The 26216-nt window shown below is 62.0% G+C and carries 38 protein-coding genes; 36 read left to right on the forward strand and 2 right to left on the reverse strand.

Annotation, left to right across the window (positions count from 1 at the left end):
- The first annotated feature begins 1 nt into the window (after position 1).
- From tuf to dsbD, 32 genes are all read left to right on the forward strand, one after another.
- Positions 2-1192, forward strand: a complete 1191-nt coding sequence (gene tuf, locus R9B84_RS01635) for an elongation factor Tu (RefSeq protein WP_129513512.1) — start codon at positions 2-4, stop codon at positions 1190-1192.
- A gap of 286 nt (positions 1193-1478) precedes the next feature.
- On the forward strand, positions 1479-1790 hold the full coding sequence (gene rpsJ / locus R9B84_RS01640) for a 30S ribosomal protein S10 (RefSeq protein ID WP_004199280.1): 312 nt from the start codon (positions 1479-1481) through the stop codon (positions 1788-1790).
- A 177-nt stretch (positions 1791-1967) separates the two neighbouring features.
- On the forward strand, positions 1968-2618 hold the full coding sequence (gene rplC, locus R9B84_RS01645) for a 50S ribosomal protein L3 (protein ID WP_006482922.1): 651 nt from the start codon (positions 1968-1970) through the stop codon (positions 2616-2618).
- The gene (gene rplD / locus R9B84_RS01650; protein ID WP_011350675.1) at positions 2618-3238 is read left to right on the forward strand and encodes a 50S ribosomal protein L4; all 621 of its coding nucleotides are present in this window, start codon (positions 2618-2620) and stop codon (positions 3236-3238) included. Before rplC ends, rplD begins: the two co-directional genes overlap by 1 nt.
- Positions 3235-3549 (forward strand): 50S ribosomal protein L23, encoded by a 315-nt coding sequence (gene rplW / locus R9B84_RS01655; RefSeq protein ID WP_004199275.1) that lies wholly within the window; start codon positions 3235-3237, stop codon positions 3547-3549. The genes rplD and rplW overlap by 4 nt, the downstream gene beginning before the upstream one ends.
- A 2-nt stretch (positions 3550-3551) precedes the next feature.
- Positions 3552-4379: a 50S ribosomal protein L2 gene (gene rplB, locus R9B84_RS01660; RefSeq protein WP_006482900.1), complete on the forward strand. Its 828-nt coding sequence runs from the start codon at positions 3552-3554 to the stop codon at positions 4377-4379.
- A gap of 10 nt (positions 4380-4389) precedes the next feature.
- On the forward strand, positions 4390-4665 hold the full coding sequence (rpsS, locus tag R9B84_RS01665; RefSeq protein WP_004199273.1) for a 30S ribosomal protein S19: 276 nt from the start codon (positions 4390-4392) through the stop codon (positions 4663-4665).
- A gap of 12 nt (positions 4666-4677) precedes the next feature.
- Positions 4678-5007 (forward strand): 50S ribosomal protein L22, encoded by a 330-nt coding sequence (gene rplV / locus R9B84_RS01670; protein ID WP_004199272.1) that lies wholly within the window; start codon positions 4678-4680, stop codon positions 5005-5007.
- A gap of 11 nt (positions 5008-5018) precedes the next feature.
- Positions 5019-5819: a 30S ribosomal protein S3 gene (gene rpsC, locus R9B84_RS01675; RefSeq protein ID WP_006482899.1), complete on the forward strand. Its 801-nt coding sequence runs from the start codon at positions 5019-5021 to the stop codon at positions 5817-5819.
- 2 nt (positions 5820-5821) lie between these two features.
- A complete protein-coding gene (rplP, locus tag R9B84_RS01680) occupies positions 5822-6238 on the forward strand; it encodes a 50S ribosomal protein L16 (RefSeq protein WP_006482873.1) in 417 nt (138 codons plus the stop codon).
- A gap of 9 nt (positions 6239-6247) precedes the next feature.
- Positions 6248-6442, forward strand: coding sequence for a 50S ribosomal protein L29 (rpmC, locus tag R9B84_RS01685; RefSeq protein WP_006400652.1), 195 nt, complete (start codon positions 6248-6250; stop codon positions 6440-6442).
- Positions 6439-6711, forward strand: coding sequence for a 30S ribosomal protein S17 (gene rpsQ, locus R9B84_RS01690; RefSeq protein WP_047899582.1), 273 nt, complete (start codon positions 6439-6441; stop codon positions 6709-6711). Before rpmC ends, rpsQ begins: the two co-directional genes overlap by 4 nt.
- Before the next feature lie 309 nt (positions 6712-7020).
- Positions 7021-7389: a 50S ribosomal protein L14 gene (gene rplN / locus R9B84_RS01695; protein ID WP_006482918.1), complete on the forward strand. Its 369-nt coding sequence runs from the start codon at positions 7021-7023 to the stop codon at positions 7387-7389.
- A 9-nt stretch (positions 7390-7398) separates the two neighbouring features.
- Positions 7399-7707 carry a 50S ribosomal protein L24 gene (gene rplX, locus R9B84_RS01700; RefSeq protein ID WP_006477187.1) on the forward strand — a complete coding sequence of 103 codons (309 nt, stop codon included), beginning with the start codon at positions 7399-7401 and terminating at the stop codon, positions 7705-7707.
- A 16-nt stretch (positions 7708-7723) separates the two neighbouring features.
- Positions 7724-8263: a 50S ribosomal protein L5 gene (gene rplE, locus R9B84_RS01705; protein WP_006477186.1), complete on the forward strand. Its 540-nt coding sequence runs from the start codon at positions 7724-7726 to the stop codon at positions 8261-8263.
- A 7-nt stretch (positions 8264-8270) separates the two neighbouring features.
- Positions 8271-8576, forward strand: coding sequence for a 30S ribosomal protein S14 (rpsN, locus tag R9B84_RS01710; RefSeq protein ID WP_006482884.1), 306 nt, complete (start codon positions 8271-8273; stop codon positions 8574-8576).
- 14 nt (positions 8577-8590) lie between these two features.
- Positions 8591-8986 carry a 30S ribosomal protein S8 gene (rpsH, locus tag R9B84_RS01715; RefSeq protein WP_034183605.1) on the forward strand — a complete coding sequence of 132 codons (396 nt, stop codon included), beginning with the start codon at positions 8591-8593 and terminating at the stop codon, positions 8984-8986.
- 18 nt (positions 8987-9004) lie between these two features.
- On the forward strand, positions 9005-9535 hold the full coding sequence (gene rplF, locus R9B84_RS01720) for a 50S ribosomal protein L6 (protein ID WP_006758786.1): 531 nt from the start codon (positions 9005-9007) through the stop codon (positions 9533-9535).
- Between the two features lie 12 nt (positions 9536-9547).
- The gene (rplR, locus tag R9B84_RS01725; protein WP_006477183.1) at positions 9548-9913 is read left to right on the forward strand and encodes a 50S ribosomal protein L18; all 366 of its coding nucleotides are present in this window, start codon (positions 9548-9550) and stop codon (positions 9911-9913) included.
- Positions 9914-9927: 14 nt separating this feature from the next.
- The gene (rpsE, locus tag R9B84_RS01730; protein WP_006482895.1) at positions 9928-10446 is read left to right on the forward strand and encodes a 30S ribosomal protein S5; all 519 of its coding nucleotides are present in this window, start codon (positions 9928-9930) and stop codon (positions 10444-10446) included.
- A 15-nt stretch (positions 10447-10461) separates the two neighbouring features.
- A complete protein-coding gene (rpmD, locus tag R9B84_RS01735; protein ID WP_006400644.1) occupies positions 10462-10644 on the forward strand; it encodes a 50S ribosomal protein L30 in 183 nt (60 codons plus the stop codon).
- Positions 10645-10670: 26 nt separating this feature from the next.
- Positions 10671-11105, forward strand: a complete 435-nt coding sequence (gene rplO / locus R9B84_RS01740; protein ID WP_006482880.1) for a 50S ribosomal protein L15 — start codon at positions 10671-10673, stop codon at positions 11103-11105.
- A 42-nt stretch (positions 11106-11147) separates the two neighbouring features.
- Complete coding sequence (gene secY / locus R9B84_RS01745) at positions 11148-12497, forward strand: preprotein translocase subunit SecY (RefSeq protein WP_006482915.1); 1350 nt, start codon at positions 11148-11150, stop codon at positions 12495-12497.
- 8 nt (positions 12498-12505) lie between these two features.
- Positions 12506-12724, forward strand: a complete 219-nt coding sequence (gene infA, locus R9B84_RS01750) for a translation initiation factor IF-1 (RefSeq protein WP_004521905.1) — start codon at positions 12506-12508, stop codon at positions 12722-12724.
- Between the two features lie 20 nt (positions 12725-12744).
- The gene (gene rpmJ, locus R9B84_RS01755) at positions 12745-12861 is read left to right on the forward strand and encodes a 50S ribosomal protein L36 (protein ID WP_004199844.1); all 117 of its coding nucleotides are present in this window, start codon (positions 12745-12747) and stop codon (positions 12859-12861) included.
- Positions 12862-12899: 38 nt separating this feature from the next.
- Complete coding sequence (rpsM, locus tag R9B84_RS01760) at positions 12900-13265, forward strand: 30S ribosomal protein S13 (protein WP_047899584.1); 366 nt, start codon at positions 12900-12902, stop codon at positions 13263-13265.
- 28 nt (positions 13266-13293) lie between these two features.
- Positions 13294-13695: a 30S ribosomal protein S11 gene (rpsK, locus tag R9B84_RS01765; protein ID WP_004197937.1), complete on the forward strand. Its 402-nt coding sequence runs from the start codon at positions 13294-13296 to the stop codon at positions 13693-13695.
- A 154-nt stretch (positions 13696-13849) separates the two neighbouring features.
- Positions 13850-14473 carry a 30S ribosomal protein S4 gene (rpsD, locus tag R9B84_RS01770; protein ID WP_129513518.1) on the forward strand — a complete coding sequence of 208 codons (624 nt, stop codon included), beginning with the start codon at positions 13850-13852 and terminating at the stop codon, positions 14471-14473.
- A 124-nt stretch (positions 14474-14597) separates the two neighbouring features.
- A complete protein-coding gene (locus R9B84_RS01775; RefSeq protein WP_006477176.1) occupies positions 14598-15575 on the forward strand; it encodes a DNA-directed RNA polymerase subunit alpha in 978 nt (325 codons plus the stop codon).
- Between the two features lie 138 nt (positions 15576-15713).
- Positions 15714-16109 (forward strand): 50S ribosomal protein L17, encoded by a 396-nt coding sequence (rplQ, locus tag R9B84_RS01780; RefSeq protein WP_006477175.1) that lies wholly within the window; start codon positions 15714-15716, stop codon positions 16107-16109.
- Positions 16110-16310: 201 nt separating this feature from the next.
- Entirely contained in the window at positions 16311-16637 is a 327-nt protein-coding gene (gene cutA, locus R9B84_RS01785) for a divalent-cation tolerance protein CutA (RefSeq protein WP_034183607.1), read from the forward strand.
- Positions 16630-18483, forward strand: a complete 1854-nt coding sequence (gene dsbD / locus R9B84_RS01790) for a protein-disulfide reductase DsbD (protein ID WP_423759000.1) — start codon at positions 16630-16632, stop codon at positions 18481-18483. Before cutA ends, dsbD begins: the two co-directional genes overlap by 8 nt.
- Positions 18484-18639: 156 nt before the next feature.
- On the opposite strand, the gene hemB is transcribed toward dsbD, so the two are convergent.
- Positions 18640-19638, reverse strand: a complete 999-nt coding sequence (gene hemB, locus R9B84_RS01795) for a porphobilinogen synthase (RefSeq protein WP_034209736.1) — start codon at positions 19636-19638, stop codon at positions 18640-18642.
- Positions 19639-19891: 253 nt separating this feature from the next.
- Positions 19892-20551, reverse strand: a complete 660-nt coding sequence (gene yihA, locus R9B84_RS01800; protein WP_423759001.1) for a ribosome biogenesis GTP-binding protein YihA/YsxC — start codon at positions 20549-20551, stop codon at positions 19892-19894.
- Between the two features lie 214 nt (positions 20552-20765).
- Here yihA and R9B84_RS01805 point away from each other — a divergent pair, with 214 nt between their 5' ends.
- From R9B84_RS01805 to msrP, 4 genes are all read left to right on the forward strand, one after another.
- Positions 20766-21419, forward strand: a complete 654-nt coding sequence (locus tag R9B84_RS01805) for a c-type cytochrome (RefSeq protein WP_423759943.1) — start codon at positions 20766-20768, stop codon at positions 21417-21419.
- Between the two features lie 216 nt (positions 21420-21635).
- On the forward strand, positions 21636-23852 hold the full coding sequence (locus tag R9B84_RS01810; RefSeq protein ID WP_423759002.1) for a cytochrome c biogenesis protein ResB: 2217 nt from the start codon (positions 21636-21638) through the stop codon (positions 23850-23852).
- A 4-nt stretch (positions 23853-23856) separates the two neighbouring features.
- On the forward strand, positions 23857-25047 hold the full coding sequence (ccsB, locus tag R9B84_RS01815) for a c-type cytochrome biogenesis protein CcsB (RefSeq protein ID WP_423759003.1): 1191 nt from the start codon (positions 23857-23859) through the stop codon (positions 25045-25047).
- A gap of 159 nt (positions 25048-25206) precedes the next feature.
- Positions 25207-26202, forward strand: coding sequence for a protein-methionine-sulfoxide reductase catalytic subunit MsrP (gene msrP / locus R9B84_RS01820; RefSeq protein WP_423759004.1), 996 nt, complete (start codon positions 25207-25209; stop codon positions 26200-26202).
- Positions 26203-26216 lie beyond the last annotated feature (14 nt).

Consider the following 26216-nt stretch of genomic DNA (forward strand, 5'->3'; position numbering starts at 1 on the left):
CATGGCAAAAGGTAAATTCGAGCGGACCAAGCCGCACGTGAACGTTGGTACGATTGGTCACGTTGACCACGGCAAGACGACGCTGACGGCAGCGATCACGACGGTTCTGACGAAGAAGTTCGGCGGCGAAGCGAAGGCATACGACCAGATCGACGCGGCACCGGAAGAAAAGGCGCGCGGCATCACGATCAACACGGCACACGTCGAGTACGAAACGGCTAACCGCCACTACGCCCACGTCGACTGCCCGGGCCACGCTGACTACGTGAAGAACATGATCACGGGCGCGGCACAGATGGACGGCGCGATCCTGGTTTGCTCGGCAGCAGACGGCCCGATGCCGCAAACGCGTGAGCACATCCTGCTGGCGCGTCAGGTTGGCGTTCCGTACATCATCGTGTTCCTGAACAAGTGCGACATGGTGGACGACGCTGAACTGCTCGAGCTGGTCGAGATGGAAGTTCGCGAACTCCTGTCGAAGTACGACTTCCCGGGCGACGACACGCCGATCGTGAAGGGTTCGGCGAAGCTGGCGCTGGAAGGCGACACGGGCGAGCTGGGCGAAGTGGCGATCATGAGCCTGGCCGATGCGCTGGACACGTACATCCCGACGCCGGAGCGTGCAGTTGACGGCGCGTTCCTGATGCCGGTGGAAGACGTGTTCTCGATCTCGGGCCGTGGTACGGTGGTGACGGGTCGTATCGAGCGCGGCGTCGTGAAGGTCGGCGAAGAAATCGAAATCGTCGGTATCAAGCCGACGGTGAAGACGACCTGCACGGGCGTTGAAATGTTCCGCAAGCTGCTGGACCAAGGTCAGGCAGGCGACAACGTTGGTATCCTGCTGCGCGGCACGAAGCGTGAAGACGTGGAGCGTGGCCAGGTTCTGGCGAAGCCGGGTTCGATCACGCCGCACACGCACTTCACGGCTGAAGTGTACGTGCTGAGCAAGGACGAAGGCGGCCGTCACACGCCGTTCTTCAACAACTACCGTCCGCAGTTCTACTTCCGTACGACGGACGTGACGGGCTCGATCGAGCTGCCGAAGGACAAGGAAATGGTGATGCCGGGCGACAACGTGTCGATCACGGTGAAGCTGATCGCTCCGATCGCGATGGAAGAAGGTCTGCGCTTCGCAATCCGCGAAGGCGGCCGTACCGTCGGTGCCGGCGTCGTCGCCAAGGTCATCGAGTAATATCGACGATCCGCGGATCCCGACGGGGTCCGCGATTCCGCGGTATGCAGTTGTACCGTCGAAACCGGGTGTCCAGCTTGCGCTGGCACCCGGTTTTGTTTTTCCGGTACTCCGTTGCGTGGGGCGAGAAACCCACACCACCGCTCCACAATTTCGTGTAGAATCGCGGGCTTAGCAGTGGAAGTACTGTCCGGAACCTGATGTCTCGCTCTCCGCAGGCGTCATGTTTCACGTTCTTTTAGTGTCCGGCGATGCAACATCGCCTCGCTCTTTTCAAGGAATCGTCATGCAGCAACAGAAAATCCGCATTCGCCTGAAGGCTTTCGACTATCGTCTGATCGATCAATCGGCTGCCGAGATCGTCGATACCGCGAAGCGGACTGGTGCAATCGTCCGTGGCCCGGTGCCGCTGCCGACGCGCATTCAGCGTTTTGACATCCTGCGTTCGCCGCACGTCAACAAGACGTCGCGCGATCAGCTCGAAATCCGCACCCACCAGCGCCTGATGGACATCGTCGATCCGACCGACAAGACGGTTGACGCGCTGATGAAGCTCGATCTGCCGGCTGGCGTCGACGTGGAAATCAAGCTGCAGTAAGGCTTCCAGCGCCGAACGGCTTGTCGGGCGGCGCTAAGTCTTTGATTGCTTGCGGAAAACGAAGAATCGGGCTATACTGCTTGGCTTTTCGCGTATTCGCGTAAAAAAGTTGGGCCTTGCGTGCCCGGCATTTTGTAAATCAGCCCCGACCAATCGCAGTCGGGAATGGAGAAAATGATGAGCCTTGGACTCGTAGGTCGCAAGGTTGGCATGACCCGTATCTTCACGGCTGAAGGGGATTCGATTCCCGTCACCGTGCTGGACGTGTCGGACAACCGCGTGACGCAGATCAAGACTGTTGAAACCGACGGCTACACGGCCGTGCAGGTTGCATTCGGCTCCCGCCGCGCATCGCGCGTGACGAAGCCGCTGGCAGGTCATCTCGCCAAAGCCGGTGTCGAAGCCGGTGAAATCCTCAAGGAATTCCGCATTGACGCGGCCAAGGCAGCCGAGCTGTCGAATGGTGCCGTGGTCGGTGCAGATCTTTTCGAAGTGGGCCAGAAGGTCGACGTGCAAGGCGTGTCGATCGGTAAGGGCTACGCCGGTACGATCAAGCGTTACAACTTCTCCTCCGGCCGTGCCACGCACGGTAACTCGCGCTCGCACAACGTGCCGGGCTCGATCGGTATGGCGCAGGATCCGGGTCGCGTGTTCCCGGGTAAACGCATGACGGGTCACATGGGTGATGTGACGGTGACGGTGCAGAACCTCGAAATCGCTCGTATCGACGCAGAGCGCAAGCTGCTGCTCGTCAAGGGTGCGATTCCGGGCGCGAAGGGTGGCAAGGTTTTTGTCACGCCGGCCGTCAAGACCAAGGGGGCGAAATAATGGAACTCAAGCTCCTGAACGAAAATGGTCAGGAAGGTGCAGTGGTCAACGCATCGGACGTCGTGTTCGGCCGTGACTACAACGAAGCGCTGATCCACCAGGTCGTCGTCGCTTACCAGGCGAATGCTCGCCAGGGTAACCGCGCGCAGAAGGACCGCGAGCAGGTCAAGCACACCACCAAGAAGCCGTGGCGCCAGAAGGGTACGGGCCGTGCTCGTGCCGGTATGTCGTCGAGCCCGTTGTGGCGTGGCGGTGGTCGTATCTTCCCGAACTCGCCGGAAGAAAACTTCTCGCACAAGGTCAACAAGAAGATGCATCGCGCAGGTCTCTGCTCGATCTTCTCGCAGCTGGCCCGTGAAGGCCGTCTGTCGGTTGTCGAGGACATCATCCTCGAAGCGCCGAAGACCAAGCTGCTGGCCGAAAAATTCAAGACCATGGGTCTCGACTCCGTGCTGATCATTACCGACACGGTCGACGAAAACCTGTACCTGGCTTCGCGCAACCTGCCGCACGTGGCAATTGTCGAGCCGCGCTACGCTGACCCGCTGTCGCTGATCTACTTCAAGAAAGTCCTGGTCACGAAGGCTGCGGTCGCCCAGATCGAGGAGTTGCTGTCATGAGCGAGATTCGCAAGAACGATCATCGTTTGATGCAGGTCCTGCTCGCACCGGTGATCTCGGAAAAGGCGACGCTGGTTGCCGACAAGAACGAGCAAGTCGTGTTCGAAGTCGCGCCGGATGCCACGAAGCAGGAAGTGAAGGCGGCTGTCGAGCTGCTGTTCAAGGTTGAGGTTGACTCCGTCAACGTGCTGGTTCAGAAGGGCAAGCAGAAACGCTTTGGCCGTTCGATGGGCCGCCGCAAGGACGTGAAGAAGGCGTACGTTTGCCTGAAGCCCGGCCAGGAAATCAACTTTGAAGCGGAGGCCAAGTAATCATGGCAATCGTTAAAGTTAAGCCGACTTCGCCGGGTCGCCGCGCGATGGTCAAGGTGGTCAACAAGAATCTGCACCAGGGCAAGCCGTTCGCGGCACTGCTCGACTCGCAGAGCTCGACCGCCGGCCGTAACAACAACGGCCGCATCACCACGCGCCACAAGGGCGGTGGTCACAAGCAGCACTATCGTATCGTCGATTTCCGTCGCACGAAGGATGGCATCCCGGCAAAGGTCGAGCGTCTCGAGTACGACCCGAACCGTAGCGCGAACATCGCGCTGGTGCTCTACGCAGACGGCGAGCGTCGCTACATCATCGCCCCGAAGGGCCTGACCGTCGGCCAACAGCTGATGTCGGGTTCGGAAGCGCCGATCCGTGCAGGCAACACGCTGCCGATCCGCAACATTCCGGTCGGTACGACGATCCACTGCATCGAGATGCTGCCGGGCAAGGGCGCGCAAATGGCGCGTTCGGCTGGCACGTCGGCCATGCTGCTGGCACGTGAAGGCGTCTACGCGCAGGTTCGTCTGCGTTCGGGCGAAATCCGTCGCGTGCACATCGAGTGCCGTGCAACGATCGGTGAAGTCGGCAACGAAGAGCATAGCCTGCGCCAGATCGGCAAGGCTGGCGCGAACCGCTGGCGCGGTATCCGCCCGACGGTGCGTGGCGTTGCGATGAACCCGGTTGATCACCCGCACGGTGGTGGTGAGGGCAAGACGGCTGCAGGTCGCGACCCGGTGAGCCCGTGGGGTACGCCGGCTAAGGGTTATCGCACCCGCAGCAACAAGCGCACGACGACGATGATCGTCCAGCGCCGTCACAAGCGTTAAGGAGTAGGCAATGGCACGTTCTGTTAAAAAAGGTCCGTTCTGCGACGCCCATTTGCTGAAGAAAGTTGAGGCGGCTGCAGCTTCGCGCGACAAAAAGCCGATCAAGACCTGGTCGCGTCGCTCGACGATTCTGCCGGATTTCATCGGCCTGACGATCGCTGTTCACAACGGCCGTCAACACGTTCCGGTGTACATCTCGGAAAACATGGTCGGCCACAAGCTTGGCGAGTTCGCACTGACCCGTACGTTCAAGGGTCACGCAGCCGACAAGAAGGCCAAGAAATAAGGGGCAATCAAGATGGAAGTGAAAGCAATTCATCGCGGTGCCCGCATCTCGGCGCAAAAAACGCGCCTTGTGGCTGACCAGATCCGCGGTTTGCCGGTCGACAAGGCGCTGAACGTTCTGACGTTCTCGCCGAAGAAGGCGGCTGGCATCGTGAAGAAGGTTGTGCTGTCGGCAATCGCGAATGCGGAGCACAACGAAGGCGCCGATATCGACGAGCTCAAGATCAAGAGCATCTACGTCGACAAGGCTGCATCGCTCAAGCGTTTCACCGCGCGCGCCAAGGGCCGCGGTAACCGCATCGAGAAGCAATCCTGTCACATCACTGTGACGGTCGGGAATTAAGGAGCCATACGATGGGACAGAAAATTCATCCGACTGGCTTCCGCCTGGCTGTCAGCCGTAATTGGGCTTCGCGTTGGTACGCGAACAACAACAATTTCGCGGCGATGCTGCAGGAAGACATCGGTGTTCGTGAATACCTGAAGAAGAAGCTGAAGAACGCTTCGGTCGGTCGGGTCGTCATCGAGCGTCCGGCGAAGAACGCGCGCATCACGATTTACAGCTCGCGTCCGGGTGTGGTCATCGGCAAGAAGGGCGAGGATATCGAACAGCTGAAGACGGAACTGCAACGCCGCATGGGCGTTCCGGTTCACGTCAACATCGAAGAGATCCGCAAGCCGGAAACCGATGCGCAACTGATCGCCGACTCGATCACGCAGCAGCTCGAGCGCCGGATCATGTTCCGTCGCGCGATGAAGCGTGCGATGCAGAACGCGATGCGTCTGGGTGCCCAGGGCATCAAGATCATGAGCGCAGGCCGTCTGAACGGTATTGAAATCGCTCGTACGGAGTGGTATCGCGAAGGTCGCGTGCCGCTTCACACGCTGCGTGCCGATATCGACTACGCGACCTCGGAAGCGAAGACGACTTACGGGATCATCGGTGTCAAGGTGTGGGTGTACAAGGGCGACACGCTCGGCCGCAATGACGCACCGGTGGTGGAAGAAGTAGCCGAAGACAAGCGTCCGCGTCGCAATGCGCGTCCGGGCGACCGTCGTCCGCGCCGTGACGGCGAAGGCGGCGCTCCGGGTGCTCGCCGTGGCGCACCGCGCCGTGGCGCCGGCAAGCCCGAAGACGGCAAGACTGGAGAATAACGATGCTGCAACCGAAACGCAGGAAGTATCGTAAAGAGCAGAAGGGTCGTAACACCGGCAAGGCGACGCGCGGCAACGCAGTGTCGTTCGGTGAATTCGGCCTGAAGGCGATCGGTCGCGGTCGTCTGACCGCACGTCAAATTGAAGCGGCGCGTCGTGCAATGACGCGTCACATCAAGCGTGGCGGCCGCATCTGGATCCGGATCTTCCCGGACAAGCCGATTTCGCAGAAGCCGGCCGAAGTACGTATGGGTAACGGTAAGGGTAACCCGGAGTACTACGTCGCCGAGATTCAGCCGGGCAAGATGCTCTATGAAATGGACGGCGTAACCGAAGAACTGGCACGCGAAGCGTTCCGTCTGGCTGCAGCCAAGCTGCCGCTGAAGACGGCATTCATCGTGCGCCAGCTCGGCGCCTAAGGAGAAAACATGAAGGCTTCCGAACTTCTCCAGAAAGACCAGGCCGCGCTCAACAAGGAGCTGGCGGACCTGCTGAAGGCGCAATTCGGCCTGCGCATGCAACTCGCGACCCAGCAGCTCACGAACACGAGCCAGCTGAAGAAGGTTCGTCGCGACATCGCACGTGTGCGGACCGTCATGACTCAGAAGGCGAACCAGAAATGAACGATAGCGTGAAAACCTCGCTGAAGCGGACGCTGGTCGGTCGGGTCGTCAGCAACAAGATGGACAAGACCGTCACCGTGCTGATCGAGCACCGCGTCAAGCACCCGATCTACGGCAAGTATGTCGTGCGCTCGAAGAAGTACCACGCGCATGATGAAGCGAACACCTGCAACGAAGGCGATCTCGTCGAAATCCAGGAAACTCGTCCTGTTTCGAAGACGAAGGCCTGGGCGGTGTCGCGCCTCGTCGAAGCAGCTCGCGTCATCTAAGCGGGCCGTGCAGTAGGCAGTAACAAGCACTTCTCCACGAAGTGCTTGAAATCGCAAAGTTTTTGCTTGCGTGACCAGGGTTATTTGTTATAATCCTGGTCTTCCCTCTTTATGGGAGCCCCGTCGCGGGCGAAGTTGGTGGGGGAAGCGGACTGGCGCCAGCCTGTCCGAAAGATTCACCGAATTGCGATGGCGGGTTTCGTTTGCCGTCGCTGCTGTTCCAACCCAAGCAGCCGATTGGCTGACGGGACCAAGACTGACCGAATGCATCATGGTGGTGCATCCGGATTAAGTTGGGAAAGACAAACCATGATCCAGACCGAATCTCGGCTCGAAGTAGCCGACAACACGGGTGCACGTGAAGTCCTGTGCATCAAGGTGCTCGGCGGCTCGAAGCGTCGTTATGCCGGCATTGGCGACATCATCAAGGTGAGCGTCAAAGAGGCAACGCCGCGCGGGCGCGTGAAGAAAGGCGAAATCTACAACGCCGTGGTGGTTCGCACCGCCAAGGGCGTGCGCCGTCAAGACGGCTCGCTGATCAAGTTCGACGGCAACGCCGCTGTGCTTTTGAATAACAAGCTCGAGCCGATCGGCACCCGTATCTTCGGGCCGGTGACGCGTGAGCTGCGTAGCGAACGATTCATGAAGATCGTTTCGCTGGCGCCGGAAGTGCTGTAAGGAGTCGCGATGAACAAGATTCGCAAGGGTGACGAGGTTATCGTCGTTACCGGCAAGGACAAGGGCAAGCGCGGCGTCGTGCTGGCTGTCGGTGCTGAGCATGTGACGGTTGAAGGTATCAACCTCGTCAAGAAGCATGTGAAGCCGAACCCGATGAAGGGTACGACGGGCGGCGTGGAAGCGAAGACGATGCCCCTGCATATTTCGAACGTCGCACTGGTCGACGCGAATGGCAAGGCGTCGCGTGTTGGCATCAAGGTCGAGGAAGGCAAGAAGGTTCGCTTCCTGAAGACGACCGGTGCCGTACTGAGCGCCTGACGCAGCGGAGTAAAAAATGGCTCGTTTTCAAGAGTTTTACAAAGAAAAGGTTGTGCCCGGCCTGATCGAGAAGTTCGGTTACAAGTCGGTCATGGAAGTGCCGCGCATCACCAAGATCACGCTGAACATGGGTCTTGGCGAAGCGATCGCTGACAAGAAGATCATCGAGAACGCCGTTGGCGACCTCACGAAGATCGCTGGTCAGAAGCCGGTCGTGACGAAGGCACGCAAGGCAATCGCAGGCTTCAAGATTCGCCAGGGTTACCCGATCGGCGCGATGGTGACGCTGCGCGGCCAGGCGATGTATGAATTCCTCGACCGTTTCGTGACCGTCGCCCTGCCCCGCGTGCGTGACTTCCGCGGCGTGTCGGGTCGTGCTTTCGATGGCCGTGGCAACTACAACATCGGTGTGAAAGAGCAGATCATTTTCCCCGAAATCGATTACGACAAGATCGACGCACTGCGTGGGCTGAACATCAGCATCACGACGACTGCGAAGACCGACGACGAAGCAAAGGCTCTGCTCGCCAGCTTCAAGTTCCCGTTCAGAAACTGAGGTTACCGTGGCTAAACTGGCACTGATCGAACGTGAAAAGAAGCGCGCCCGCCTGGTCGCGAAGTTCGCAGCAAAGCGCGAAGCGCTGAAGGCGATCGTCGAAGACCAAAGCAAGTCGGAAGAAGAGCGCTACGAAGCACGCCTGGAGCTGCAGCAACTGCCCCGCAACGCAAACCCGACCCGCCAGCGTAACCGCTGCGCGATCACGGGCCGTCCGCGTGGCACGTTCCGTAAATTCGGCCTCGCGCGTAACAAGATTCGTGAAATCGCATTCCGTGGCGAGATTCCTGGCCTGACCAAGGCGAGCTGGTAATAGGAGAAACGTAAATGAGCATGAGTGATCCTATCGCCGATATGCTGACTCGCATCCGCAACGCGCAGATGGTCGAGAAGGTATCGGTCGCGATGCCCTCGTCGAAGGTCAAGGTTGCAATCGCGCAAGTCCTGAAGGACGAAGGTTATATCGACGATTTCGCGGTGAAGGCTGAAGGCGCGAAGGCAGAACTGAACATCGCGCTGAAGTACTACGCTGGCCGTCCGGTCATCGAACGCCTTGAGCGCGTGTCGAAGCCTGGCCTGCGCGTCTACCGCGGCCGTAACGACATTCCGCAGGTCATGAATGGCCTCGGCGTGGCAATTGTGTCGACGCCGAAGGGCGTGATGACCGACCGCAAGGCGCGCGCTACCGGCGTCGGCGGCGAAGTCATCTGCTACGTCGCTTAAAGCCGAGGAGAGAGAAACATGTCTCGAGTAGGTAAGAGCCCGATCGCGCTGCAAGGCGCGGAAGTCAAGCTGGCCGACGGTGCAATCACCGTCAAGGGCCCGCTGGGCACCATCACGCAAGCGATCAATCCGCTCGTGAACGTGGCGAACAACGACGGCACGCTGAATCTGTCGCCGGTCGACGAAAGCCGCGAAGCAAATGCACTGTCGGGCACGATGCGCGCGATCATCGCGAATGCCGTGCACGGCGTGACCAAGGGTTTCGAGCGCAAGCTGACGCTGGTTGGCGTCGGTTACCGTGCACAAGCGCAAGGCGACAAGCTGAACCTGTCGCTGGGTTTCTCGCACCCGGTGGTGCACCAGATGCCGGAAGGCGTCAAGGCTGAAACCCCGACGCAAACCGAAATCGTGATCAAGGGGATCAACAAGCAACAAGTCGGTCAAGTGGCTGCGGAAGTCCGCGGTTACCGTCCGCCGGAGCCCTACAAGGGCAAGGGCGTGCGCTATTCCGACGAGGTTGTGATCCTCAAAGAAACGAAGAAGAAGTAAGGGTGCGCAATCATGGATAAGACTCAATCTCGCCTGCGCCGCGCTCGCCAGACGCGTATCAAGATCGCTGAGCTGCAGGTCGCGCGTCTCGCCGTGCATCGCACGAACACGCACATCTACGCTCAAGTGTTCTCGCCCTGCGGCACCAAGGTGCTCGCCAGCGCGTCGACGCTCGAGGCAGAAGTGCGCGCCGAGCTCGCCGACAAGTCGGGCAAGGGCGGCAACGTTAACGCCGCGACGCTGATCGGCAAGCGCATTGCCGAGAAGGCAAAGGCCGCCGGCATCGAATCCGTCGCCTTCGACCGCTCGGGCTTCCGCTACCACGGCCGCGTGAAAGCGCTGGCTGAGGCAGCTCGCGAAGCTGGGCTCAAGTTCTAAGGAAGGAATTCGTCATGGCAAAGATGCAAGCGAAAGTTCAGGCTGACGAGCGCGACGACGGCCTTCGTGAAAAGATGATTTCGGTCAATCGCGTGACCAAGGTCGTGAAGGGTGGCCGTATTCTCGGCTTCGCCGCACTGACCGTGGTTGGCGACGGTGATGGCCGCATCGGTATGGGCAAGGGCAAGGCGAAGGAAGTGCCGGTCGCTGTCCAGAAGGCAATGGAACAAGCTCGCCGCAACATGTTCAAGGTGCCGCTCAAGAACGGCACGCTGCAGCACGAAGTGCACGGCAAGCACGGCGCATCGGCCGTCCTCCTCGCTCCGGCGAAGGCAGGTACGGGCGTGATCGCCGGCGGCCCGATGCGCGCAGTGTTCGACGTGATGGGCGTTCAGAACGTTGTGGCGAAGAGCCACGGTTCGACGAACCCGTACAACCTCGTTCGCGCCACGCTGGACGGCCTGCGCAAGCAGTCCACCCCGGCAGACATCGCGGCGAAGCGCGGCAAGTCCGTCGAAGAAATTTTGGGCTAAGCCCGGGTGGTCACCATGTCTGAAAAAACTGTCAAGGTTCAGCTCGTTAAGAGCCTGATCGGGACCCGCGAATCGCACCGCGCGACCGTGCGTGGCCTGGGCCTGCGCCGACTCAACTCGGTCAGCGAGCTGCAGGACACGCCGGCGGTCCGCGGCATGATCAACAAGGTCTCGTACCTCGTTAAGGTCATCGCGTAAGCGGCCCTACGGATCAAGGAGTTGATATGGAATTGAATAACCTGAAGCCGGCAGCTGGCGCCAAGCACGCCAAGCGTCGCGTCGGTCGTGGCATCGGTTCGGGCCTCGGCAAGACGGCTGGCCGTGGTCACAAGGGTCAGAAATCGCGTTCGGGCGGCTTCCACAAAGTCGGTTTCGAAGGCGGTCAGATGCCGCTGCAACGTCGTCTGCCGAAGCGCGGCTTCACGTCGCTGACGAAGGAATTCGTCGGTGAAGTGCGCCTGGGCGACCTCGAGAAGCTGCCGGTCGACGAGATCGATCTGCTCGCACTGAAGCAAGCCGGCCTGGTCGGCGAGCTGACGAAGAGCGCAAAGATCATCGCGACGGGCGAACTGAAGCGCAAGATCGTCGTGAAGGGTCTCGGTGCCACCAAGGGTGCGCGCGCTGCGATCGAAGCGGCTGGCGGTTCGTTCGCCGAGTGACACGCGTAGCGCGTCGTCACTTGCATTCATCGGAGAAGGTACTTGGCTAACAGCCCGAGTCTTGCAAAACCCGGTCGAAGCACGGCGAAATTCGGCGATCTGCGTCGGCGAGCGATGTTCCTGCTCCTGGCGCTGATCGTCTATCGCATCGGCGCGCACATTCCCGTGCCGGGCATCGATCCGGATCAACTGGCTAAGCTGTTCCAGAGCCAGGCGGGTGGCATCTTGGGCATGTTCAACATGTTCTCGGGTGGCGCACTTTCCCGCTTCACGATCTTTGCGCTGGGGATCATGCCGTACATCTCGGCGTCGATCATCATGCAGTTGCTGGCGATCGTTTCGCCGCAGCTCGAGGCGCTGAAGAAGGAAGGGCAGGCAGGGCAACGGAAGATCACGCAGTACACGCGGTATTTCACTGTGGTGCTCGCGACCTTCCAGGCGTTCGGTATCGCGGCTGCGCTGGAAAACCAGCCGGGCCTCGTGACCGATCCCGGCATGCTGTTCCGTCTGACGACGGTCGTGACGCTGGTTACTGGCACGATGTTCCTGATGTGGCTCGGCGAGCAGATTACCGAGCGTGGTCTGGGCAACGGTATCTCGATCATCATCTTCGGCGGGATCGCAGCAGGGTTCCCGAATGCCGTCGGTGGGTTGTTCGAGCTGGTGCGTACGGGTTCGATGAGCATCATTTCGGCGATCATCATCGTCGTTCTGATTGCCGCGGTGACTTACCTGGTCGTGTTCATCGAACGCGGTCAGCGCAAGATCCTCGTGAACTACGCGAAGCGCCAGGTCGGTAACAAGATCTACGGTGGGCAGTCGTCGCACCTGCCGCTGAAGCTGAACATGTCGGGCGTGATTCCGCCGATCTTCGCATCGTCGATCATCCTGTTCCCGGCAACGATTCTCGGCTGGTTCAGTACCGGTCAGCCGACGGGAAGCTGGATTTCCAATACGTTGCATAACGTTGCGGAAGCGCTGAAGCCGGGCCAGCCGGTCTATGTGCTGCTGTACACGCTGGCAATCGTGTTTTTCTGCTTCTTCTACACCGCACTGGTGTTCAACAGCAGGGAGACCGCAGACAACCTGAAGAAGAGCGGCGCGTTTGTTCCGGGCATCCGTCCGGGCGATCAGACCGCACGATATATCGACCGCATCCTCACGCGTCTGACGCTGGCCGGTGCGATCTACATCGTCTTCGTGTGTCTGCTGCCGGAATTCCTGGTGCTGCGCTGGAACGTGCCGTTTTATTTTGGTGGAACGTCGCTGCTGATCATTGTCGTCGTCACGATGGACTTTATGGCGCAGGTGCAGTCGTACGTTATGTCGCAACAGTATGAGTCACTGCTCAAGAAGGCGAACTTCAAGGGCGGCAACATCCCGATGCGTTAAATAGGACTATGGCCAAAGACGATGTAATCCAGATGCAGGGTGAGGTGATCGAAAACCTCCCGAATGCGACCTTCCGTGTGAAGCTGGAAAACGGCCATGTCGTGTTGGGGCATATTTCCGGAAAGATGCGGATGCACTACATCCGCATTCTCCCGGGCGACAAGGTGACGGTTGAGTTGACGCCTTACGATCTGTCTCGTGCGCGGATCGTGTTCCGGGCGAAGTGATTTGAAAAAAGGGTATTATCATGAAAGTGATGGCATCGGTTAAGCGCATTTGCCGCAATTGCAAGATCATCAAGCGCAAAGGCGTCGTTCGCGTGATCTGCAGCTCGGATCCGCGCCACAAGCAGCGCCAAGGCTGACCGCGCGTTTGTTTGCGCTTTTTGTTTGAGGAAAAACAATGGCTCGTATCGCAGGGGTTAACATCCCGAATCACCAGCATACCGAGATTGGCCTGACGGCAATCTTCGGTGTCGGCCGCACGCGCTCGCGCAGCATCTGCGCGGCAGCTGGCGTGGAATTCTCGAAGAAGGTCAAGGACCTGACCGACGCAGATCTCGAAAAGCTGCGTGAAGAAGTGGGCAAGTTTGTCGTCGAAGGCGATCTGCGCCGTGAAGTGACGATGAACATCAAGCGCCTGATGGACCTCGGTTGCTACCGTGGCGTCCGTCATCGCAAGGGCCTGCCGATGCGCGGTCAGCGTACGCGTACGAACGCACGTACCCGTAAGGGTCCGCGTCGTGCAGCGCAAGCGCTGAAGAAGTAAGCGGAACTGACAGTTACAGGAAAACGTAATGGCTAAGGCTTCGAACACCGCGGCGCAACGCGTTCGCAAGAAGGTTAAGAAGAACGTCGCTGAAGGTGTGGTTCACGTCCACGCGTCGTTCAACAACACGATCATCACGATCACCGATCGCCAAGGCAACGCACTGGCATGGGCGACGTCGGGCGGTCAGGGCTTCAAGGGCTCGCGCAAATCGACGCCGTTCGCTGCTCAGGTCGCAGCCGAGTCGGCTGGCCGCGTCGCGATGGAATACGGCGTGAAGAATCTGGAAGTGCGGATCAAGGGCCCGGGCCCGGGTCGTGAGTCGGCAGTGCGCGCACTGCACGGCCTCGGCATCAAGATCACCGCGATTTCGGACGTCACCCCGATTCCGCACAACGGCTGCCGCCCGCCGAAGCGTCGTCGTATCTAAGAATGTGCTGGCACGTTCGTGCTAGCTCATTGCCTGTCGCCGCGTAGCGTCGACGGGCGTTGCTTTTTTGATTGACTAAGCCCACCGTTCGCCCCAAAGGGAGCGGACTAGCGCGGATTTCGATCCGCGTGACCGATTGATAAAGGAATGCAAAGTGGCACGTTATATCGGCCCTAAAGCCAAGCTGTCCCGCCGTGAAGGCACCGACCTGTTCCTGAAGAGCGCGCGCCGCTCGCTCGCCGACAAGTGCAAGCTCGACAGCAAGCCGGGTCAGCACGGTCGTACCTCGGGCGCACGTACGTCCGACTACGGTACGCAGCTGCGCGAAAAGCAGAAGGTCAAGCGTATCTACGGCGTGCTGGAGCGTCAGTTCCGCCGCTACTTCGCCGAAGCCGATCGCCGCAAGGGCAACACCGGTGAAAACCTGCTGCAACTGCTCGAGTCGCGCCTCGACAACGTCGTGTATCGCATGGGCTTCGGCTCGACCCGCGCTGAAGCGCGTCAGCTCGTGAGCCACAAGTCGATCACGGTGAACGGCGTCGTCGCGAACGTCCCGTCGCAGCAAGTGAAGGCAGGTGACGTCGTTGCGATCCGCGAAAAGGCGAAGAAGCAAGCGCGTATCGTCGAATCGCTGTCGCTGGCCGAGCAAGGCGGCATGCCGAGCTGGGTTGCAGTCGATGCGAAGAAGTTCGAAGGCACGTTCAAGCAAATGCCGGAACGCGTTGACATCGCAGGCGACATCAACGAAAGCCTGATCGTCGAATTGTATTCGCGTTAATCCGATTGACGGCCGAGGTACCCCGATTGCGTTACGCAAGGAGGGGCCTCGGCTGTTTATTTTCTGGTTGTTACCGGTCAGCCTTATCGGTGTAACGAGCCGAGGGTATTGAAAAGGAAAACCCATGCAAACCAGTTTGCTGAAACCCAAGATCATCGCCGTGGAATCGCTGGGCGAGAACCACGCGCGGGTGGTCATGGAACCGTTCGAGCGCGGTTACGGCCATACCTTGGGCAATGCGCTTCGCCGCGTGCTGCTGTCGTCGATGGTTGGCTACGCGCCGACCGAAGTCACGATCGCGGGCGTGGTGCACGAGTACTCGACGCTTGATGGCGTGCAAGAAGACGTCGTCAACCTGCTGCTGAACCTGAAGGGTGTGGTGTTCAAGCTGCATAACCGTGACGAAGTGACGGTTACGCTGCGCAAGGAAGGCGAAGGCGTCGTCACGGCCGGCGATATCGAGCTGGCTCACGATTGCGAAGTCATCAACCCGAATCACGTGATCGCGCACCTGTCGAAGGGCGGCAAGCTCGACGTTCAGATCAAGATCGAGAAGGGTCGCGGCTATGTGCCCGGCAACGTCCGTCGCTACGGCGAAGACACGGCCAAGATCATCGGCCGCATCGTCCTCGACGCATCGTTCTCGCCGGTTCGCCGCGTGAGCTACGCGGTCGAAAGCGCACGTGTCGAGCAGCGTACCGACCTCGACAAGCTCGTGATGAACATCGAGACGAGCGGTGTGATCACGCCGGAAGAAGCGATCCGTCAATCGGCCCGCATCCTGGTCGACCAGTTGTCCGTGTTCGCGGCGCTGGAAGGCACGGAAACGGCTGCCGAGGCACCGTCGCGTGCGCCGCAGATCGATCCGATCCTGCTGCGTCCGGTGGACGATCTCGAGCTGACGGTTCGTTCGGCGAACTGCCTGAAGGCCGAGAACATCTACTACATCGGCGACCTGATCCAGCGCACGGAAAACGAGCTGCTGAAGACGCCGAACCTCGGTCGCAAGTCGCTCAACGAGATCAAGGAAGTGCTCGCTTCGCGCGGTCTCACGCTGGGCATGAAGCTCGAGAACTGGCCGCCGGCTGGTCTCGACAAGTAAGCCCGGTTGTTGCTGCAGTTGGCAAAGATGCGGATTTTCCTTTAGAATCCGCATCTTGCTTTTTTTCGTTACCGGCCCGTGCACCCTTCGAGGTGCGATAGAAGAGCTGGACCAAAACTTTGAATCAAGGAAACTGAAATGCGCCATCGTCATGGTCTGCGGAAACTGAACCGCACGAGCAGCCACCGTCTGGCTATGCTCCGTAACATGTCCAACTCGCTGATCGAGCACGAAGTCATCAAGACGACGCTGCCGAAGGCGAAGGAACTCCGTAAAGTCGTCGAGCCGCTGATCACGCTCGGCAAGAAGCCGTCGCTGGCAAACCGTCGACTGGCGTTCAACCGCCTGCGCGATCGTGACTCGGTGGCGAAGCTGTTCGACGTGCTCGGTCCGCGTTTCGCGAACCGTCCGGGCGGCTACCTGCGCGTGCTGAAGTTCGGCTTCCGCGTTGGCGACAACGCACCGATGGCACTGGTCGAGCTGCTCGACCGTCCGGAAGTCGACGAAACGGAAAACGTGCAAGAAGCTGAATAAGCTTCCGGTACGCAGCAGTATCTGAAAGGGGCCGAGCGATTGCTTGGCCCTTTTTGTTTTTGAGATGCTGGCTGCGATCGATTGTCGCAGGCGGGCACCGGCAGCGTTGCGCGGGCTGCGCTACGATACGGGGCAGCCGGCGTGGTTCCTGGGTGGGCAATCCGCGTCGGCAGGAGCCGGTAGACCAGCCAGGAGGCGCAGATGATAGTGGTGCTGATGCTGACGACGGTGCCCGATGCGGCGACGGCCACGGCGCTCGCTGACGGCGCGCTCGACGCGCGGCTTGCCGCGTGCGTGTCGGAGCTCGGTGCGATCAAGTCGCGCTATCACTGGCAGGGCAAGGTCGAAACGGCCGACGAGATCCAGTTGCTGTTCAAGACGAGCCCCGTGCGGGCGCTCGAACTGGAGCGATTTATTCTCGCGCATCACCCTTACGAGACGCCGGAAATCGTTTCGTGGCAGGCGACGGCATCGGCCGCGTACGGTCAGTGGGTGACCAGCGAAACTCAACGTCTATTTCATGTTTAACGGTATGGCGCTTCCCGTGCGCGTGCGCGCGCTGCGGTTTCTTGCAGTCCTGTTGTCGTTCGTGTTCGTGCTGGGCGGCCTGTCCGTCGCGCGCGCGGCCGACGATTTCCTCGATCCGTCGGTTGCGTTCAAGTTCAGCGCGAGCGAATCGCCGGGACAGGTGGACGTCCGCTTCAAAGTCGCCAACGGTTATTACCTGTATCGCGAGCGGTTCGCGTTCGCGGTGAAGAGCGGGCAGGCGACGCTCGGCGAGCCCCAATTGCCGGCCGGCCACGTGAAGTTCGACCAGACGTTCCAGAAGAACGTCGAGACCTATCGCGACGAAGTCGTGGTGCACGTGCCGGTCAAGCAGGCGTCGGGGCCGTTCGAGCTCGCGGTGACGTCGCAGGGGTGCGCGGACGAAGGGATCTGCTATCCGCCGGCGGAGCACGTCGTGAAGGTCGACGGCGCCGCGCTCGGCGCTGCCGCATCGTCGTCCGGCGAGACGGCTGCCGCGGGCAGTTGGTTCGACAAGGTCACGAGCGCCGATTTCGCGCAGTCGCTGCTCGAAGGGCACGGGTTCTTCACGATCGTCGCGCTGTACTTCGTCGCAGGCGTCGTGCTGAGCCTCCTGCCCTGTTCGTATCCGATGATTCCGATCGTGTCCGCGATCATCATTGGCCAGGGCACGCGCGCGACCCATGCACGCGGCTTCGCGCTGTCGTTGACCTACGTGGTCGGCATGGCGCTGGTCTACACGGTGCTCGGCATCGTCGCGGCGCTGGTCGGCCAGAGTCTCGGTGCGTGGCTGCAGAACCCGTGGGTGCTCGGCGCGTTCGGCGTGCTGCTTACCGCATTCGCCGTATCGCTGATTTCGGGCAAGGACATTGCGCTTCCCGAGCGCTGGCAGAACGGTGCGGCCGAGAAATCGAGCGCGCGCCAGGGCGGCCACTTCGTCGCGGTTGCGGCGATGGGCGCATTGTCGGCGCTGGTCGTCGGCGCATGCATGACGGCGCCGCTGTTCGCGGTGCTCGCCTTCATCGCACATACCGGCAATGCGCTGCTCGGCGGTGCGGCGCTGTTCGCGATGGGGCTGGGGCTCGGCGTGCCGCTGCTCGTCGTCGGCGTCGGCGCCGGAACGGTGCTGCCGCGTGCGGGCGCATGGATGGATGGCGTGAAGGTGTTCTTCGGCATCGTGCTGCTCGCGGCTGCGCTATGGATCGTGTGGCCGGTGCTCGCGGGCGGTCTGAAGATGGTGCTCGCCGCGTTGTGGCTGCTCATCGCGGCCGCGGCGCTCGGGTTGTTCACACCGAACGCTGGCGCCGCGTCGATCTGGCGCCGCCTGGGTCGCGGCGTGGGCGCCGCGCTCGCAATCTGGGCCGCAACGCTGCTCGTCGGCCTGGCTGCGGGATCGAACGATCCCGTCAAGCCGCTGGCCGTGCTTGCGGCGCGCACGGTTGCGTCGGGCGGTGCCGCGGCGGCGGCCGGCACGGCTGCCGCGCAGGACGGGCCCGCGTTCGCATCGGTGCGCTCCAGTGCCGAACTCGACACGCTGCTGAAGACGTCGGGCCAGCCCGTGATGCTCGACTTCTACGCCGACTGGTGCGTGAGCTGCAAGGAGATGGAGCATCTGACGTTTACCGACCCGCGCGTGCAGGCGCGGCTCGCGCAGCTTCACCTCGTGCGCGCGGACGTCACCGCGAACAACCCGGACGACCAGGCGCTGCTCAAGCGCTTCAACCTGTTCGGGCCGCCGGGCATCATCTTCTTCGATCGAAGCGGCAACGAAATCGGGCGCGTGGTCGGTTATCAGTCGGCCGAGGCGTTCCTGCGCAGCCTCGATCGGGCCGCTGTCCCGACGGTATGACGGCGTCTGCCGCGTGCGTGCCGGTGGCGCACCGGAGCGCTCGCGCGACATGAGCTGACGACTCGACGTCGACACGCGGCCGCGATCGGCGACAAACAAAAAACGGCGGAACACCGAGGTGTCCCGCCGTTTTTCTTTTCGCCCGCCGGCGCGCGATCAGCGTTGCGCTTTCAGCAGACGCGCGGCATCGAGCGCGAAGTACGTGAGCACGCCGTCGGCGCCCGCACGTTTGAACGCGAGCAGCGATTCGAGCACGACCTTGTCGTGGTCGAGCCAGCCGTTCATCGCGGCGGCCTTCAGCATCGCGTATTCGCCGCTCACCTGGTACACGTAGGTCGGGAAGCGGAACTCGTCTTTCACGCGGCGCACGATGTCGAGGTACGGCATGCCGGGCTTGACCATCACCATGTCGGCGCCTTCGTCGATGTCGAGGCGCACTTCGCGCAGCGCTTCATCGCTGTTCGCCGGATCCATCTGGTAGGTCATCTTGTTGCCCTTGCCCAGGTTGGACGCCGAGCCGACCGCGTCGCGGAACGGGCCGTAGAACGCCGACGCGAACTTCGCCGAATAGGCCATGATGCGCGTATGGATATGGCCGTCGCTTTCCAGCATCTCGCGGACGGCGCCGATGCGGCCGTCCATCATGTCCGACGGCGCGACGATGTCGACGCCGGCTTCGGCCTGGGCGCGTGCCTGATCGACCAGGATCTCGATCGTGTCGTCGTTGATCACGTAGCCGTTCTCGTCGAGCACGCCGTCCTGGCCATGGCTCGTATACGGATCGAGTGCGACGTCGGTCAGCACGCCGAGTTCGGGGAAGCGCTTCTTCAGCTCGCGCACCGCCCGCGGGATCAAGCCTTCCGGATTGGCTGCCTCGCGGCCGTCAGGCGTTTTCAGCGACGGTTCGATGGCCGGGAACAGCGACAGCACGGGCACGCCGAGTTCGACGCATTGCTCGGCGACATGCATCAGCAGATCGACGGACACGCGCTCGACACCGGGCATCGACGGCACCGGCTGCCGTTCGTTGGTGCCTTCGACGACGAACACCGGATAGATCAGATCGTCGGTGGTCAGGCGGTTTTCGCGCATCAGGCGGCGGGAGAAGTCGTCGCGGCGCATCCGGCGCGGACGATGAAGCGGATGGAAGCTCATGGCGATTGGGCAGAAATCAGGGCAGTAAGGACCTTACGGAACCCTTAGGTCATTTTCGGGAGCGTTGGTATATGATAGCGATCGAGCGGCACGCGTTGCGTGCAGCTCCCCGCTTCTCCTCCCTGAGCGGGTGCCTGTCGTTTTTCGATTAGGCTGTTTGACCCGCCGTTAAACGGCGGGTTTTTTTATGAGCCGGCCGAATCCGCAGGCGCCGTCAGGTGCGCGCCGCCGATCCCGGCCGCGCGTTGCCCGATCATTGTGCTACAGGCTCGATATTTTCGTCGGCGACGGACGGTCGCAACCAGCTCTCGATCAGCTCATGCGCGTCGTCGAGCCCCGTGCGCTTCAGCGCGGAGAACAACTGGACCGTCAGCTTGCCCTGGACGCCCTGGTCACGATACGCATCCAGCCCCTTTTGCGTGGTCCGCAGCGCGTTGATGCTTTCCTGCCGCGTCAATTTGTCGCACTTCGTCAGCAGCGTGTGGATCGGCTTGCCGGTCGGCGTGAACCACTCGATCATGCGGCGATCGAGGTCGGTCAGCGGACGGCGCGAATCCATCATCAGGATCAGGCCGCAGAGCTGCGAGCGGGTCGCGAGGTAGGACGACAGCAGCATTTCCCAGTGCGCCTTCGCGGCGCCGGGGACTTCCGCGTAGCCGTAGCCGGGCAGGTCGACGAGGTTCGCGACGGGCTCGGCGGCCGGGCCGACGGAGAAGTAGTTGATATGCTGCGTGCGGCCGGGCGTCTTCGATGCGAAGGCCAGCCGCTTCTGGTTGCACAGCACGTTGATCGCCGTCGACTTGCCGGCATTCGAGCGGCCCGCGAACGCGATTTCCGGCTGTACCGTCGGCGGCAGGTCGCGCAGATGGTTGACGGTCGTGTAGAAGCGGGCTTGATGGAGCAGAAAGGCCATGGGAACCGGAAGGACGGGCGGCGCGAGCCGCTTGGTGGAGGCGGGGTAGCCCCGATAGGCGCGGGAGCTTTCAACACGATATTGTACAATACGACGGTTTTACCGAAGGCCACCGGGCGCCTGCCTCGCGCTTTTATGTGGCTTCTGCGGTAGACTGGTCGCCGTCGTTTTTTGCAGAACCTCAAATTCCCACAAGACGAAACAGGGTGTGCGAATGAATCGACTGTGCAAGTCTCTGATGGTGCTTCAGGTTGCAGCAGGGTTCGTAGGTTTCGTAGCGGAGGCAAACGCGGCGGATGCGGCAAAGCCGGATCTCGACCGCGGCAAGGCGATTGCCGGGCAGGTCTGCGCGTCGTGTCACGGTGCCGACGGCAATAGCGCGTCGGGCAGTTTCCCGAAGCTTGCCGGCCAGCATCCCGAATATCTGGTCAAGCAGTTGAACGACTTCAAGACGCAGCCGGGCGCGAAGGGGCCGGTGCGTACCAACGCTGTGATGGTCGGATTCGCGAGTGCGCTGAGCGCGGACGACATGCGCAACGTCGCGGCGTACTACGGGTCGCAGACGACGAAGCTCGGTACCGCACGCGATGCGGCGACCGTGCCGATCGGCCAGAAGATCTATCGCGGCGGCATCGCGGAGAAGGGCGTGCCCGCCTGCGCGAGCTGCCACGGGCCGACAGGGCAGGGGATCCCGGTCCAGTACCCGCGTCTGTCGGGGCAGTGGGCCGATTACACGGTCGCGCAGTTGACCGCGTTCCAGCAGGGTGCCGGCGCGCGCAGCAACAACGAGGCGATGCATCAGATCGCGACGCGCCTGTCGGACAGCGAGATCAAGGCCGTCGCGGATTACATCGCGGGCCTGCGTTGAGCGGCCAGTCGCGAATGGAATGACCGGGCGCCCGAAGGGCGGCCGGAGTCAGAACAAGAAAAGGGTGGGGCGCCGCGCCATTGCGGTTGCCTCGCCCTTTTTTGTCGGCACTCGCCGGGCCAAGCCGGGATGAAGAGGCTTGCAGGCGATGGGGGGCTGCGCCCCCCAGGCGAACACAGTGAGCGTGGGGGCTGTTTCCCCTTAGTCGGAGTTTGAATGAGCGTTACCACGTCGGGGTTGCAGTCGAAGTCGGGTCAGGGTGCGCCGAAGCGCGCGGTCGAGCTGCTGAGCTCGATGCGCTTCGCGATTGCGCTGCTGGTGGTGCTGTCGATCGCGAGCATCATCGGCACGGTCCTGACCCAGGACGATCCGTATCCGAACTACGTGAACCAGTTCGGGCCGTTCTGGGCGGACATCTTCCGCTCGCTCGGCCTCTACAACGTGTACAGCGCGTGGTGGTTCATGCTGATCCTGATCTTCCTCGTCGTGTCGATCTCGCTGTGCGTGATCCGCAACGCGCCGAAGATGCTCGCCGATGCGAAGAGCTGGAAGGACAAGGTCCGCGAAGGCAGCCTGCGCGCGTTCCACCACAAGGCCGAGTACACGGCTTCCGGCACGCGTGCGACCGTTGCGGCGACGCTCGCCACGTTCGTCACCAAGGCCGGCTACAAGCATGTCGTGCGTGAAACCGGCGACGCGACGCTGATCTCCGCGAAGCGCGGTGCGATGACCAAGTGGGGCTACATCTCCGCCCACCTCGCGATCGTCGTGATCTGTATCGGCGGCCTGCTCGACAGCAACCTGCCGATCAAATTCCAGATGCGGATGTTCGGCAAGAGCCCGGTCAACACGAGCGCGACGATCAGCGAGATCTCGCCCGACCATCGCCTGTCCGCGTCGAACCCGACGTTCCGCGGCTATGCGTGGGTGCCCGAGGGCCAGTTCGTGTCGACCGCGATCCTGAACCAGCCGAGCGGCTCGCTGATCCAGGACTTGCCGTTCTCGATCCAGCTCAACAAGTTCATCGTCGACTACTACACGACGGGCATGCCGAAGCTGTTCGCGAGCGATATCGTCGTGATCGATCGCGAGACCGGCCAGAAGATCCCGGCGCGCGTCGAGGTCAACAAGCCGTTCACGTACAAGGGCGTGTCGATCTACCAGTCGAGCTTCCAGGACGGCGGCTCGCAGATGCAGATGACGGCCTACCCGATGACGGGCGGCAATGCGAAGAGCTTCGCCGTGCACGGTACGATCGGCAGTTCGGCGCCGCTGCAGATGCCGGGCGCCGACGGCGACACGATCGAGTTCGCCGATTTCCGCGCGATCAACGTCGAGAACATGGCCGACGCGAACGGCAAGCTGGACGTGCGCGGCGTCGCGAAGACGGCGTCGCTTAAAGAAGCGTTCGACGAACGGCTCGGCTCCGGCGCGAAGACGTCGAAGCCGATGCAGCTCCACAACATCGGCCCCTCCGTGCAGTACAAGGTCCGCGGCAAGGACGGCCAGGCGCGCGAATTCAACAACTACATGCTGCCCGTCGACATGAACGGCGAGCGCGTGTTCCTCGCCGGCGTGCGCGCGAGCCCGAACGATCCGTTCCGCTACATGCGGATTCCGGCCGACGGCCAGGATTCGATCGGCGAATGGATGCACCTGCGCGCCGCGCTCGAGGATCCGGCCGTGCGCGCCGAAGCCGCCGCGCGCTTCGCGCAGCGTTCGCTGCCGGGCGCCGACGCATCGCTGCGCGCCCGCCTGCAGGACAGCGCATCGAAGGTGCTGACCCTGTTTGCTGCGAGCGACGACGGCGTCGGCCGCGGCGCTGACGGCCAGCCGATCGGCGGCTTCCAGGCCGTGGCGACGTTCATCGACCGCTCGGTGCCGAAGGCCGAGCAGGAGAAGGCCGCGAGCCTGCTGCTGCGGATGCTCGAGGGCTCGATGTGGGAGGTCTGGCAGATCTCGCGCGAGCGCGCCGGCGAGCCGGCCGCCCAGCAGGGCACCGACACGATCCGCTTCGTGCAGAACGCGATCAATGCGCTATCCGACAGCTTTCTGTATGGATCGCCCGTCTATCTGCAGCTTGACTCATTCAAGCAGGTGCAAGCTTCGGTATTTCAGTTGACGCGCGCACCTGGCAAGAATCTGGTGTATCTTGGCAGCCTGCTGCTGGTCGCCGGCATCTTCTCGATGTTCTACGTGCGCGAACGGCGCCTCTGGTTCTGGCTCAAGGATGCCGGTTCGGGTGTCGACGTGGTGATGGCGATGTCCACGGCCCGCAGGACCTTCGATTTCGAGAAAGAATTCGTGCAGACGCGCGACGCGGCCGGCGTCGCCTTGCGCGTCGCACCTCGCGACGCCGCGCCCGCCGGTGCGGCATCGACGGCCCGCCCGCCTTCCGGCGGCGGTTCCGATTCCGAGAATTCCACCCGGTAACATCATGGATCTCACGCAAGTCTCCTCTTCCCGTCGGGCGTCGACCCAGGCCCCGGTTTTGGCGCCGCTGTTCGACGATCGTCCGTTCCTCGCGCGCCTGTCGCTGATCGACTGGCTGTTCGCACTGGCGCTCGTGGTGGGCGCGGGCTATGCGCTCGTGCACTACAACGCGCACATGGATTACTACGACAAGGCAGTGATGATCGGCACCGTGCCGGCGCTCGTCACGCTCGGCTGGCGCTGGAAGCCCGCGCGGCTGATGATGGCGTCGATCGCCGTGCTGTCGCTGCTGTCGATCCAGATCTACCAGGGCGATCTCGCGCGCGCCGATGCGGCGTTCTTCCTCAAGTACTTCCTGTCGAGCCAGTCGGCGATCCTGTGGATGAGCGCGCTGTTCGTGCTCGCGACGATCTTCTACTGGATCGGCTTGCTCGCGCGCTCGGAAACCGGCGCCGCGATCGGCCAGAAGCTCACGTGGGTCGCCGTGCTGATGGGCTTCACGGGGCTGATGGTGCGCTGGTACGAGTCCTACCTGATCGGCGCCGACGTCGGGCATATCCCCGTGTCGAACCTCTACGAGGTGTTCGTCCTGTTCAGCCTGATCACCGCGCTGCTCTATCTGTTTTACGAAGGCCACTACGGCACGCGCTCGCTCGGCGCGTTCGTGCTGCTGGTCATCAGCGCGGCGGTCGGCTTCCTGATGTGGTACTCGGTCGCGCGCGATGCGCAGCAGATCCAGCCGCTCGTGCCTGCGCTGCAGAGCTGGTGGATGAAGATCCACGTGCCGGCGAACTTCATCGGCTACGGCAGCTTCGCGCTGTCGGCGATGGTGTCGGTCGCGTACCTGATGAAGGAGCGCGGCGTGCTCGCCGATCGCCTGCCGACGCTCGAGGTGCTCGACGACGTGATGTACAAGTCGATCGCGGTCGGTTTCGCGTTCTTCACGATCGCGACGATCCTCGGCGCGCTGTGGGCGGCCGAGGCATGGGGCGGCTACTGGAGCTGGGACCCGAAGGAAACCTGGGCGCTGATCGTGTGGCTGAACTACGCGGCGTGGCTGCACATGCGGCTGATGAAGGGCCTGCGCGGCGCGGTTGCCGCCTGGTGGGCACTCACGGGCCTGCTCGTGACGACGTTCGCGTTCCTCGGCGTCAACATGTTCCTGTCCGGGCTGCACAGCTACGGCAAGCTGTAAGATTCCGGCTGCTCGTCCGACTATAAGACCGCCGGCGCACTGCGTGCCCGGCGGTTTTCTTTTGTAACGGGCGGGCGATCCGGGCGTCGAACGGCGCATGGTGGGTCGGGTCGAACGCTCATGAAGCGTGCGCGCGGCGCATGCAGGAGGAGCAGCACGATGTGGATCAAACGCCCTTTGCGGAACGTACTGACTGGCGGTGATATCGCGCACAGCGAGATCACCCCGCGCGCGGTGTTCGAGAACCGGCGGCGGGTCTTGCAGGCGGCCGGCCTCGCGGCGGCGGGCGGGCTGCTCGGCGACAGCGGCGCGGCATTTGCCGCATATGCGTCGCCCGATGCGCGGGCGGCGAAGCTCGCCGCGAGAACGAACCCGAAGTTCGTCGCGGCCGACAAGGTGACGCCGTTCAAGGACATCACGTCCTACAACAACTTCTACGAATTCGGCACCGACAAGAGCGACCCGGCGCAGAACGCCGGCACGCTGCGGCCGCGCCCGTGGCGCGTGAGCGTCGAGGGTGAGGTGCAGCACCCGAAGGTGTTCGATCTCGACGAACTGCTGAAGCTCGCACCGCTCGAGGAGCGCGTGTACCGGCTGCGCTGCGTCGAAGGGTGGTCGATGGTGATCCCGTGGATCGGCGTGCCGCTGTCCGAGCTGATCAAGCGCGTGCAGCCGACCGGCAACGCGAAATACGTGCAGTTCATCACACTGGCCGATCCGTCGCAGATGCCGGGCCTCTCGACGCCCGTGCTCGACTGGCCATACTCGGAAGGGTTGAGGATGGACGAGGCGATGAATCCGCTGACGCTGCTGGCGATGGGTGTATACGGGCAAGTGCTGCCGAACCAGAACGGCGCGCCGGTGCGAATCGTCGTGCCGTGGAAGTACGGCTTCAAGAGCGCGAAGTCGCTCGTCAAGATCCGCTTCGTCGACAAGCAGCCGAAGACGAGCTGGAACACGTACGCGTCGAACGAGTACGGCTTTTATTCGAACGTGAACCCGAACGTCGATCATCCGCGCTGGAGCCAGGCGACCGAGCGGCGTATCGGCGAGGACGGCTTCTTCACGCCGAAGCGCAAGACGCTCATGTTCAACGGCTACGGCGATCTGGTCGCGTCGATGTATCAGGGCATGGACCTGAAAAAGAACTTCTGAGCGCGACGGTGAGA

This window comes from Burkholderia sp. NLJ2 (genome assembly GCF_049487195.1).
GTDB lineage: Bacteria > Pseudomonadota > Gammaproteobacteria > Burkholderiales > Burkholderiaceae > Burkholderia > Burkholderia pyrrocinia.